Genomic DNA, 12531 nt, shown 5'->3' with positions numbered 1-12531 from the left:
AGGTCGCGAAGTTAATTTCTCAGCCCAAAATTTATGGGTAATTTGGCTTTGACAAAAAGCAAATTTGTTAACTAATCTTGGTCGCACTCAATTGTTTTCTGTTGTGTTTGGTGTGCACAATCCAATCATTTAGCAAGGAGATTAAAAATGAAAAAACATATCCAAGTAAATAAACGCAGACTACTCATTTCACTATTCTCATTTACCTTATTAACTATCTCAAATGGTTTGTTAGCGGCTCCAAATGGCAATTATGTTCTGAAGTATGATGCCCAAAATGAAACCGAGTATTTTCAAAGATGGGAAAATATTTATGGTCCCTTAGAACTGGCTGCAGGCGCAGTTTTGTCTGTAAGTAAACATGAAACGACCGTGTCTGCAGTGCCATTTCATATGGTCGCTGATTACAGTGTATACGATCACTTAAAATATATCGCAGTGAGTACTGAAGAATTTTCAATGCCAGTCAGTGGCTCTCTGGAGTTTTCCGTTGATATTGTGGCGCAAACACCTGGTACTGAAACTGATCGCTTGATAAAGGGCTGTTATGGCTTAGCTTATTCCTACCAAGATGTTAATGAACCTTGCGATAATCCCTATTCGGCAATAGCAAGACAAGGACAACAAGCCGGTGTGGTGCTAAACATGATCAACTTTGAAACAGGGCAGTTGTTTGATTGGTTTATCTCAGAAAACAAAGCCTTTGCCTTGATAGAGCGCCTTCCCTCCAATGTGACTGGTTTAGGAGAGACTGGTGTGAATTTGGCTTATACACAAATTATAAAAGAAGTGGATATTAAAGCGGGTAAAAAACACAACGTTGCCATTCGATACACCCGAGGCGAACAGTTATCTTATGTTGAATATTTTCTGGACGGAAAACTGTTCACCCGCGTTGATAATGTTGGTATTCCATTGGATAAGCAAAATGTGGCCTATTCAGGTTATGCACCCTCGCTTGGTGACGGTGAAGACTTAAAAGACCGTCTCAATTCTTTTGTGATAGGTCATGGTTTGTTTAGTTTACTTGATGCCTTTCCTTATCAACATCCTGATGCACTTGAACTGAGTGTTTCAATTCCTGAGTCAGAAAGGTTGTTTGGCCAAGGAGCGATAGGCACTTGGAGCAACTTCAAAGTTACTCAAAAGATAAAATGAACTAATACTTTTTCTGGGTCTATGAAGTAGGCAACAAAGACGCACTAAAATTGATCTGACTAAGTGACCTCCCGCATCAGTATTTTCGCGGGAGGCACTGAAAATCAAGTGAGATAGTTCGCATTCGAACAGAATACAAGATGGAATAAAATTGATTAGAAAAAACTGGAAAAACCATAGACGAATGTAAGGCGGTATTAGCAATTAAAAATTTTGCTAAACATGGCGAAATAATGACTTATCTAAAAGGGGAGTGTGGCATAACACACGGCTACGCTAACCTAATTGCCTTAAAATTTCGAGAAGCCGATGCGGGCAGTCACGATGCGGATGACTTACTGGCTAAACAATACCAAGGAAAAGAGACACTAGTGCCTATTTATCAGGCCTTACAGCAATTTATCTGTCAACTTGCTGAGGATGTTCATATGTCGCCCAAAAAAAACGCTGTTTCCTTTCGCCGCAAACGACAATTTGCCCTTGTCCAGCCAAGCACTAAAACGCGTATAGATTTAGGTTTGAAGTTTAACAATAAAGGCTACTCAGGACGCTTAGAAACCTCAGGCATCTTTGGCACTATGTGCAGCCACAGAATACAAGTAACTGATATAAGTCAAGTTGATACTGAGTTGTTTAATTTAATCAAAGAGGCTTATCTAGAGGCGGGTTAATCTCTACTTCTGGGAAAGCAACACGCTTGCTTATTACTTCTATCCTTGGTTTTAACTCTTTTGTCGCTACAATGGGGACAACGTTAAAATGGGGATTAGAATGAGATTAGTTTCGTGGAATGTAAACGGTATTCGAGCGGCAATGAATAAAGACTTTGCTGTTTCTTTTTCCAAGATGGACTGTGATGTATTGTGTTTACAAGAAACCAAGGCACAAGATGAACAGGTGCAGATAGCGTTAGCGAGCATAGAGGGCTACCAAATATTTACCAATTCGGCGGTAAAAAAGGGCTACTCTGGCACCAGTATCATCAGTCGGGTAGCCCCATTAAACATCAGTATGGACATGGGTATCGAGGAACACGACCAAGAAGGTCGAGTTTTGTGTGCTGAATTTGCAAACTTTTATTTGGTCACAGTGTATACGCCTAATTCAGGCAGCGAGCTAAAACGCTTAGCCTATCGTCAGCAGTGGGATGCTGATTTTCTGGCCTATTTACAAAAATTAGAACTGCTTAAACCTGTGGTGGTGTGTGGCGATCTTAATGTGGCCCATAAGGCAATTGATTTGGCCCGTCCCAAACCTAATTACAATAAAAGTGCGGGTTTTACCCAAAAAGAGATAGATGGCATGGATAATCTTGTTAAAGCCGGCTTTGTGGATAGTTTTCGTCATTTATATCCTGAGCAACAAAAATACAGCTGGTGGAGTTACCGTGCCGGTGCCCGTGAAAAAAATGTGGGATGGCGGATAGATTATTTTTTAACCTCGCCGAAATTGGTGGATAAAATTCAACAAGCCGAAATCTATAATGATATCTTTGGATCTGATCACTGCCCCGTAACATTGGAGATAGGTGTTTAGCGGCTATCGAATAGCTCCTATCAATATGCAGCTGAGCATCTTAGCTAGTCTAGAGGGCAATCCTATAAAAAACACCGTGATAATTATTCAACGTGAGTCTTTAACTATGATAAAAATAACCTCATCTTTCCTCTTGGTTTGCTGCCTATTTTTCACTTTGGTGATGGCAAATGTGCCGCTTGAAAAGCAACTCGTTGCATCAATAAACCAACAGCTTGAGCAATCGCAACGTCTACTGATTGAGACGGTGAATATCAATAGCGGCACGCAAAATTTTGCCGGGGTAAAACAAGTCGGCATGATATTTAAACAGCAATACGATGCGCTAGGTTTTACCACACAATGGTTAGATGGCAGTGCATTTGCACGTTCTGGTCATTTGGTGGCGACCTATGAATCTAACAGTAGTCCTTCAGCGCCGAAAATAATGTTAATCGGCCATTTAGATACCGTTTTTGCTAAAGACGATAGTTTCCAAGTGGCTACCTTACTTGATAATAAGCGTATTGCGGGTCCAGGGATTACTGATATGAAAGGCGGCGATGTGATCATGTTGGCCGCTCTGCAGGCCCTGCACAAACAGGGTTTGTTGTCACAGATGAACATTAAAGTGGTGCTGACTGGTGATGAAGAATCCAGTGGCCGACCTTTGGCTCTGTCTAAGCAAGCCTTAATTGAGGCCGGCAAGTGGGCTGATATTGCCTTAGGATTTGAAGATGCTGATGGTGATATAAATACTGCCGTGACAGCGAGGCGAGGGTCGGTAGGCTGGACATTGAGTACCACCGGAAACGCAGCGCACTCGTCACAAATTTTCACTGAGGCGGTTGGTTATGGGGCTATTTTTGAAATGGCGCGCATTCTTAATGATTTTCGCGAGCAATTATCGGACACACCTCTATTGAGTTTTAATCCTGGCATCATTGCCGGTGGTACCCGCTTAACAGACACTGATGCATCGACCTTAGAAAGTTTTGGTAAACGTAATGTGGTTGCTCAAGTGGCGACGGTTAAAGGTGGTCTGCGTGCTGCGTCGGGCCAACAATTACTTGAAACGAAAGCGAAAATGCACAAAATTGTTGAGCAACATTTAGCTCAAACTGATGCCACATTAGTATTTGATGAAGGTTATCCGCCGATGCAACAAACCCCGGGCAATCTCGAGCTATTAAATATCTACAGTCAAGTTAGCCTCGACTTAGGCTATAACAAAGTCAGTCCAGTTAATCCGCGTAATGCTGGCGCCGCTGATATTTCCTTTGTGGCTGAGCATGTTGATATGGCGATTGATGGTTTAGGTTTGATGGGCACAGGAGGACACACCAAAGATGAAGTGGCTGACATGACCAGCTTTGCCCAGAATATTCAAAAAACCGCGGTACTGTTGTATCGTTTAAGCGTCCAACAATAAAGAAGAAGGATAAAAATGACAACAATGAAGTGGGGAATTATTGGACCAGGCGGAATCGCCTCAAAATTTGCCGATGCACTAATGCAATCAAAGCAAGGGCGACTATATGCCATCGCCAGTCGCTCTGTTGAGCGCGCAACTGAATTTGCCAAGCGCTATAATGTAGCGCTTACCTATAATCAATACAGTGATTTGATGAATGATAATGAGGTTGACATTATTTATATTGCCACGCCCCATAGTCATCATTATCAACTGGCTAAACAATGTCTTGAAGCAGGTAAACACATATTGCTTGAAAAACCATTGACCATTAATGCCGCCCAAACCAAAATATTGATAGAACTGGCGCAAGCCAAAGGTTTATTGTTTCAAGAAGCTTTGTGGAGCCGCTTTATGCCCTGTTTTGCTCAGGTAAAAAAGTGGCTTAAGCAGGGCGAAATTGGCACCTTACACTACATTCAGTCGGATATTGGCTTTGCCTTTGGCGACCAAGCTGAGCATCGATTAAATAACCCACTGTTAGCCGGTGGCGCTTTATTAGACTTGGGGGTGTATAGCATTAGTCTGAGTTTATTTTTGTTAGATCAAGTGCCAGACAAAATTCAAGCGATGAGCCACTTAAGTGCCTCGGGCATCGATGAACAAACCCAAGTTAATATGCATTTCCCCAAGGGCCAACTGTCGCAATTTAGCTGTTCAATTAAGGCCAAATGCACTAATAGCATGACCTTAGTCGGAGAGTTAGGCCGTATTCATTTACCTGAGCATTTCTGGGTAGGCGAAGAGGCCCAACTTTGGCTTGATGGTAAGTTGCATGAAACCGCTGCATTCCCCCATGCCGTCAATGGTTTTGAATATCAAATAGAAGAGTCAATGCGCTGTGCATTAGCAGGTCAAGTGTGTAGTGAATTTATGCCGCATCAAGCCAGTTTAGCCGTTATGCAAATAATGGATGAAGTGCGTAAGCAGATTGGCCTCACATACGCTGATGAAATTGAAAAAATATAGTGGGTCTTTGCAGTTAATATCTTGCGAGCTTAGATTTTAGTACAAATGACTGATAGATACGTTTAACTGGCCTGACTTTTGAATACCTCTGTTTTAATTCTAATGATTTGAACCACAATAATGAATAGCGCCCTGAATGAGGGCGTTGTTACTTATTCTTCCTACATTTTGTTGTGTTGTGGTGCAAATCATCAATTACTTATTTGAGTAGAGGTAGCATGGAGCAGAACTTATGGCTGTTATTTTCTACTGTGTTGGTTTTTTTAATGCAGGCGGGATTTTTATGTTTAGAAACAGGCCGTACTCGCAGTAAAAATAGTATTAATGTGGCGGCAAAGAATATTGCTGACTTTCTGTTGTCAGCCGCGGTGTTTTGGTTAGTGGGCTTTGGCCTCATGTTTGGCCATAGCTTGAATGGTATTCTCGGCAGCAGCGATATGTTTTTTGGTGAAACGCAAAACGTTAACCAAATTTGCTTCTTTCTATTTCAACTGATGTTTTGTGGTACTGCGGCTACGTTAGCCTCTGGGGCTGTTGCCGAGAGAATGACCTTTAATGGCTACTTAGCTATTACCCTTATTTTAAGCTTACTGATATATCCGATAACGGGACACTGGGCTTGGTCGTCTGCGTATTTGGGGCAACAAGGTTGGCTCGAGCAATTAGGTTTTGTCGATTTTGCTGGGTCAACGGTGGTGCATTCTGTTGGAGGCTGGGTGGCACTGGCTGCGATCATTGTGATTGGTCCCAGACTCGGACGTTTTCATACTGGCATACGTTTGCCTCAGGGCAGTAATCTTCCCATGTCAGCCTTGGGGACTTTACTGATCTGGCTAGGCTGGTTTGGGTTTAATGGCGGCAGTACCTTACAACTAAATGAGCAAGTTCCTTTAATTCTGCTCAATACCACGCTTTCTGCTATTTTTGGTGGCATTTTTGGTGGCATTTTTGTTGGCTTTTTTTACTACCTCAAACACCGTTATTTTGACGTGGCCAAAATGCTCAACGGCATCATCGGTGGTTTGGTTGGGATCACTGCTTCTTGCCATGCAGTAAGCCCTATGGAAGCCGCTTTGATAGGGGCTATATCAGGGCTAGTGGTTTATTACGGCTCGGCTTTTATGGTGCGTTTAGGTCTAGATGATGCACTAGGCGTAGTGCCGGCTCACCTCTTTACGGGCATTTGGGGAACACTTGCCGTTGCGTTTTTCGGTGCCCCCGCCATTTTGGCTAATGGTTTAACGATATGGCAACAACTGGGTGCCCAATTGTTGGGTATCGTCAGTATAGGATTTTATAGTTTTTGGGTTGCTTACTTGTTAATGCGCCTGCTGAATCATGTCATGCCGCTGCGAGTTTCTGTTGAAGATGAAGAGCGCGGTTTAAATGTCAGTGAACATAATGCCAATACAGAACTCATTGACTTATTGAGCTCTATGCACCATCAAGAAAAAGAGGGTAATTTTACCACACCTGTGCCAGAAGAGCCTTTTACTGAGGTTGGCCAGATTGCCCGTCGTTACAACGAAGTAATCAATAGAGTTAAGTTGGAAATTAGTGAACGCGACACGGCAATTAATCAATATCAGTCGAGTGAAAAACGTAAAAGTGCCATTCTTGATTCATCTATGGATTGTATTGTTTCAATTGATCACAAAGGCAACATTATTGAGTTTAATCCTGCTGCTGAGCGCACTTTTGGTTGTTTAAAAAATCATGTTCAAGAGCGAAACTTTTTCACCATGTTTTTATTAGAAAAAGATCAACAACAAGCACTTGACAGTTTACAGCAAATGTTTACCTCATCGCAGGGTTTGCTGTTAAACCGACGCAATACAATGCAATTACAACGTTCGTCAGAAAACAGTTTTCCGGCTGAAATTACTATTACTACAACGCCGCTGAATAATGGTTTGTTAACAGAGTACACTTTGCACATCCGAGATATTACTCGACAAACTAAATTGCAATCTCGCCTGAGATTTTTAGCATATCGAGATCCCTTAACCAGTCTTTACAATCGGACTTTTTTAATGGAGAAATTAAATGAGGCCCTCAAAAATGCGCAGCAGCAGGGTTTGTCCGTTGCCTTGTTGTTTTTAGACTTAGATAAATTTAAAAAAATTAACGATACCATGGGACACAAAGCGGGCGATGAATTGCTATGCGAAGTTGCCCGACGGCTCAACCTTGTGTGCCGTGAATCAGATATTATTGCAAGGTGGGGCGGAGACGAATTTGTTGTATTAATGAGTGGTTAAATTGATCAGGTTTTGGTTAACAACAAAGCCGCGAGTATTTTAAAAGTGCTACGTGAGAGTGTTAAAGTGCAAGATAATTACTTTAATATTCCAACCAGTATTGGGGTCACATTGGCGGTTGGCACTGAAATCAGTGCTGATAAAATGATTCAGCACGCTGATATTGCCATGTATCAAGCCAAACAAAAGGGCCGTGATAACTATCAATTGTTTGAGCCCGAAATGGCTTATGTAGCCAGTAAACAATATAGTTATGAGCGCGACATGCGCAAGAATTTAGCTTCAGACCAATTTTATTTAGTCTATCAACCAAAAATCAATCACCAAGAAAACAGCGTTGTTGGCTTTGAAGCGCTTATGCGCTGGCATCACCCCGATGAAGGAATGATTTCACCCAGCGAGTTTATCGCTATCGCCGATGAGTCAAATTTGATCATTCAACTAGGTGAAAAGGTGATCAATGATAGCCTGCGACAGTTGCAGTATTGGCGTAAGCAAGGTTTAGTTTTGGTGCCTATTGCGGTCAATTTATCCGGTAAACATTTGGTCTCCGATGTCTTAATTCCGTTTATTCGCCAACAGCTAGCACTTTTTGATATCTCAGGAGAGTATCTCGAAATTGAAATCACGGAAGGGGTTCTCGTGCATGATATCGACCGATGCATTCGAGTAATGGCAGAAATAAAATCGCTGAATATAAGGATTTCAGTGGATGATTTTGGTACCGGCTATTCCTCGTTGAGTTATTTAAAACGCCTTCCTTTGGATGTATTAAAAATAGATAAAACCTTTGTGCAAGAATGCGATGTAACCGAAGAAGATCGGCAAATTTGTGCCACTATCATTAATTTAGCTAAGAATCTTGATTTGGGTATAGTGGCAGAAGGTGTAGAAACATTGAGTCAGTTAGAGTTACTCAAAGCTATGGGCTGTGACATTTTCCAGGGCTATTTTTTTCACAAACCCTTATCCGTGGAAAATGCAGGGGCCTTATTGAGTTCTCGCCCACTCAGTGCTGCTTAGAGCCGTCAATATCAAATTTAGCTTATGTGCCTGTCAAAAATAGTAGAGCACTATTTATTAGCTCAAATTTTTTTCCAATTTTTGAAATCTGGCTAAGTCGCCAAAGCTGTTGTAATAACGAGCTTAATTTGCGATTGATATGAGGAATAGGTCGGTCAGAGCCATCACTTTAGCGCAACAAAATATAGGTTCTCTAATGATAATGCCCAGCTCTTAATAGTTACGGCGAGTTAGAAAAGACCTTGCTGGTTATTAGCAATAAATTAAAGCCTAACTAAACCAAAGTCGCTGTTTTGTTGTACTACTAGACATCAAACCATTCTGAATGGAAGGTGTGAGAGAAGCGCCAACAATGCGTTACAACATTTGGTTATGGTTCATGGCGCTTTACGACTATACAAAGCACTGAAAATGACTAGAATATGCGCTTCTTTTTTACGCTCCGTCTTTTTTGCCAAAAATGAGTTAGAGGATAGCCGATGCTGACACGTAACATGAATATTGCTGATTTTGATCCAGAATTGTATCAAGCGATTCAAAACGAAAACCAACGCCAAGAGCATCATATTGAGTTGATCGCTTCAGAAAACTACTGTAGCCCAAGAGTGCTGGAAGCCCAAGGTTCACAATTAACCAATAAATATGCTGAAGGTTATCCTCATAAACGTTATTACGGCGGTTGTGAGTATGTGGATATCGCTGAAGATTTAGCCATTGAGCGAGCCAAATTATTGTTTGGTGCAGAGTATGCTAATGTGCAACCGCATTCAGGCTCACAAGCAAACTCAGCCATATTTATGGCCTTGTTGAATGCCGGTGATACAGTATTGGGTATGAGCCTTGCTCATGGTGGCCACTTAACGCATGGTGCCTCTGTCAGCTTTTCGGGCAAAACTTATAACGCCGTACAATATGGTTTGCACCCTGAAACTGGTGAAATCGATATGGCCCAGGTTGAAGCCTTGGCTCTTGAGCACAAACCCAAGATGATCATTGCCGGCTTTTCAGCCTATTCAGGCATCATCAACTGGCAGGACTTCCGCGTAATTGCAGACAAAGTCGGTGCCTACTTGTTTGTGGATATGGCTCATGTTGCAGGCTTAGTTGCTGCAGGTCTGTATCCAAACCCATTACCCCATGCTCATGTCGTAGCAACCACAACGCATAAAACCCTTGCTGGCCCTCGTGGCGGCTTGATTTTATCTTCCTGCGGCGATGAAACTATCTACAAAAAACTTAATAGCTCAGTGTTCCCTGGTAACCAAGGTGGCCCACTGATGCATGTTATTGCAGCCAAGGCTGTGGCGTTTAAAGAAGCGCTTGAGCCAGAATTTAAAGTCTATCAACAGCAAGTGCTAAACAATGCCAAAGCGATGGTGGCAGTCATGCAAGAACGTGGTTACAAAATCGTTTCTGACGGAACAGACAACCACCTATTTTTATTAGACTTAATTAATAAAGATATCACTGGTAAAGACGCTGATGCAGCACTTGGTCGCGCTAACATTACGGTTAATAAAAACTCGGTTCCTAATGACCCACGTTCTCCCTTTGTCACTAGTGGTTTACGTATTGGTACTCCAGCGATTACTCGCCGTGGTTTTAAGGAAGAACAAGCCAAACAAGTGGCGAGTTGGATTTGTGATGTGCTAGATAACTTGGGTGATGACAGTGTCATTGAACGCGTTAAAGTAGAAGTTGTTAGCTTGTGTGAAACCTTCCCTGTTTACGGCTAAGTTTCGAATCTTACAACAATGTAATTGATTGATAATCTAAAAAAAGCCCCAAAGGGGCTTTTTTGTTATTTGGTGATATGCTGTTAATTAATAGAAGCTGACTTTCGCTTCAATACCAAAAATACGCGGTGAATTGACAATACCGGTTAAGTTATTGAAATCAATAGCCCCTTTTACATTGTGCTCATTGGTAATATTGCGACCAAACAGAGCAACACTGTAGTTTTCAGCATAATTTTCATAACCTATTCTCAAACCACCTTCTATATTGCCATCAGTGGTAAATTCGATAGAGTCATAGAGAAATAAACTGGTTTTACCTTGATAGGCCCAATCGGTATATATATAAAACTCGCCATCATCTCCCATGGGGGTTGAATATCGAGCCGTTACATTAAAGATAGTTTCAGGGGCTTGTGGAAACGGATTGCCATCTATAGACGCTTTATAACCATCTGGACGGGGATCAAGTACTGTACAGTTACCCGTTGACCCAAATGCCGGATTAGCGCCGCAAGGCATTACTGTTAAAGTGTCATCTTGAATTTCGGTGTGGTTATAACTATAGCCAGCTGTCAATAAAAGGTTATCGTTAACCACATACTGAGAGTCTATTTCAAAGCCATAACCGGTGCCCTTATCTGCATTAACCAGTGCGGTATTGTTTGCACCGCCACCAATGGCAGAAAACTGCACGTCATCGATAACGTAGTAAAACGTGGCAATATTTAAGCGGAGTGAATTATCTAATAAGTCAGATTTAAAACCCACTTCAAAGGAATTAATCGTTTCTGGGCTGGCAACTGAAGGCGCTCCTTCAAACGCCACATCACGACCTTGGATCGTTTGTGCTCTAAAACCATTTGCCGCTCGAGCAAATAAAGAGGTATCGCTGTCTAAACGATAGTTGGCACTTAGCTCCCAGCTAACTTGGCTATCATCTACATTGATATCAGCATAGTTTTGAATGCTAGCATCACCCGTCACCAAGGCAAAGCCATTAACATTTTGCTCGCCGACCTGCAGTGATTTCTCATCATAGGTATAACGCAAGCCACCAGTGACATTGAGTTTGTCGTTAACCGCATAAGACACTTGTGAGAATAAGGCCCACGTGGTGTTTTCGTGAAATACCGTTGTGGCGCCAAAGTAACCATCAATACTGGTAACGTTAAACGATGAGTCATAATAAAAGGCACCCGCTTGCCAACTAAGGGCATTGCTGGTATCGCTAGCAAAGCGTATTTCTTGGGTAAATTGTTCTAAATCATCCAAGTTATCTTGCGTAACCGCACCAAAGGCTATAAATCCAGGGTAAGTGAGTTCTTCAGTACCATCGCCATTGATATCTGCCGGAGCAAACAAAGAAACCCCGCCATCGATATCACCCAAGCTTGAGCCTTGTGCATTTTCAAATGCGCTAATGCTCGTCATGTCCATACCTTCAAAACCAAATTCTAGTTTTAACGACAGGCCATAGTTCTCATATTTTTGTGGATTATTATCTGGGCCGTTACCATCAATGTCAGCGTCATAATAAACCTTATCTCTTACATAGTTTTCATTTAGCTCATTACTACCTTTGGTGAACACGTTAGCCCGGAAGACTGACGCTGTGCCATCTAGCTCACGTCCGTGCACGTTAAGTAGAGCTGAAAAATCAGCTGAAGGAGAATACAGCAGCTGTGCTCGCCAAGCCTTTTCATCAAAACCGCCGAAAGCATTTTGCTCGCCAGTATAAGCATTGTTGATCCAGTCTTCTCGGTTCTGCGATAGCACAGAAATACGCCCCGAAAGGTTATCTGCTAAACCACCGCCAACGGCGGCTTCAACGTTTACGGTACCTAAATTACCCAACCCCAATTTTGCATAAGCATCAAAATCTTCTGTGGGTTTTACTGAGTCAAATTTAATAATGCCAGCCGTGGTATTACGTCCAAAAAGTGTACCTTGTGGCCCACGAATAACCTCAACTTGCTCCACATCAAAAAGGGGAAAACTTTTTAAAATAACGTTTTCTTTAACCACATCGTCCATCACGATCGAGACAGGCTGTGAAGCGGCTAAATCAAAATCGGTGTTACCTAAACCGCGGATATAAAAACGAGGGGCGACGCGACCATTTGAGGTTTCTGCATATAAACCGGGTACACGCACCGCTAAAGCAAGGATGTCTTCGCCACCTGAAAACATACTTTCAAATTTTTCACCACTTAATGTGGCAATTGAAATTGGCACTTCTTGAATGCTCTGGGTACGTTTTTGTGCAGTAACGGTGATTTGCTCGAGGGCATTGTCGTGAGATTTTTTAGTCTCTTCTTGGGCGAAACTGAATTGACTAAACATGGCTGCATTTACGCAAACCGCGACTAAGGCTTTATTAAAATTTTTCATT

8 protein-coding genes and 2 pseudogenes are annotated in these 12531 nt (G+C 42.2%); 9 read left to right on the top strand and 1 reads right to left on the bottom strand.

Annotation, left to right across the window (positions count from 1 at the left end; translation table 11 throughout):
• Positions 1 to 147: 147 nt before the first annotated feature.
• The 9 genes and pseudogenes from ABKW31_RS09465 (at position 148) to glyA (ending at position 10136) form a co-directional block, all read left to right on the top strand.
• Positions 148 to 1158, top strand: a complete 1011-nt coding sequence (locus tag ABKW31_RS09465; protein ID WP_348616092.1) for a DUF6081 family protein — start codon at positions 148 to 150, stop codon at positions 1156 to 1158.
• A 170-nt stretch (positions 1159 to 1328) separates the two neighbouring features.
• Positions 1329 to 1448, top strand: a pseudogene (locus ABKW31_RS09460) (DUF4287 domain-containing protein); the annotation flags it as partial.
• Positions 1443 to 1829 (top strand): DUF5655 domain-containing protein, encoded by a 387-nt coding sequence (locus ABKW31_RS09455; protein WP_348616279.1) that lies wholly within the window; start codon positions 1443 to 1445, stop codon positions 1827 to 1829. The pseudogene ABKW31_RS09460 and the gene ABKW31_RS09455, both read left to right, overlap by 6 nt.
• A gap of 100 nt (positions 1830 to 1929) precedes the next feature.
• Positions 1930 to 2694, top strand: coding sequence for an exodeoxyribonuclease III (locus tag ABKW31_RS09450; protein ID WP_348616091.1), 765 nt, complete (start codon positions 1930 to 1932; stop codon positions 2692 to 2694).
• Positions 2695 to 2800: 106 nt separating this feature from the next.
• Positions 2801 to 4105: a M20/M25/M40 family metallo-hydrolase gene (locus ABKW31_RS09445; protein WP_348616090.1), complete on the top strand. Its 1305-nt coding sequence runs from the start codon at positions 2801 to 2803 to the stop codon at positions 4103 to 4105.
• 15 nt (positions 4106 to 4120) lie between these two features.
• The gene (locus ABKW31_RS09440; protein WP_348616089.1) at positions 4121 to 5116 is read left to right on the top strand and encodes a Gfo/Idh/MocA family oxidoreductase; all 996 of its coding nucleotides are present in this window, start codon (positions 4121 to 4123) and stop codon (positions 5114 to 5116) included.
• A 218-nt stretch (positions 5117 to 5334) separates the two neighbouring features.
• Positions 5335 to 7515 (top strand): annotated as a pseudogene (gene amt / locus ABKW31_RS09435) (ammonium transporter); the annotation flags it as partial.
• Between the two features lie 6 nt (positions 7516 to 7521).
• Positions 7522 to 8400, top strand: a complete 879-nt coding sequence (locus ABKW31_RS09430; RefSeq protein WP_348616278.1) for a GGDEF domain-containing phosphodiesterase — start codon at positions 7522 to 7524, stop codon at positions 8398 to 8400.
• A 479-nt stretch (positions 8401 to 8879) separates the two neighbouring features.
• Entirely contained in the window at positions 8880 to 10136 is a 1257-nt protein-coding gene (gene glyA / locus ABKW31_RS09425) for a serine hydroxymethyltransferase (protein WP_348616088.1), read from the top strand.
• Between the two features lie 87 nt (positions 10137 to 10223).
• Here glyA and ABKW31_RS09420 read toward each other — a convergent pair whose 3' ends face one another.
• Complete coding sequence (locus tag ABKW31_RS09420; RefSeq protein ID WP_348616087.1) at positions 10224 to 12530, bottom strand: TonB-dependent receptor; 2307 nt, start codon at positions 12528 to 12530, stop codon at positions 10224 to 10226.
• Position 12531: the final 1 nt, after the last annotated feature.

The organism is Paraglaciecola sp. 25GB23A, from assembly GCF_040012495.1.
GTDB lineage: Bacteria > Pseudomonadota > Gammaproteobacteria > Enterobacterales > Alteromonadaceae > Paraglaciecola.
This window is presented reverse-complemented; position numbering and strand designations above follow the sequence as displayed.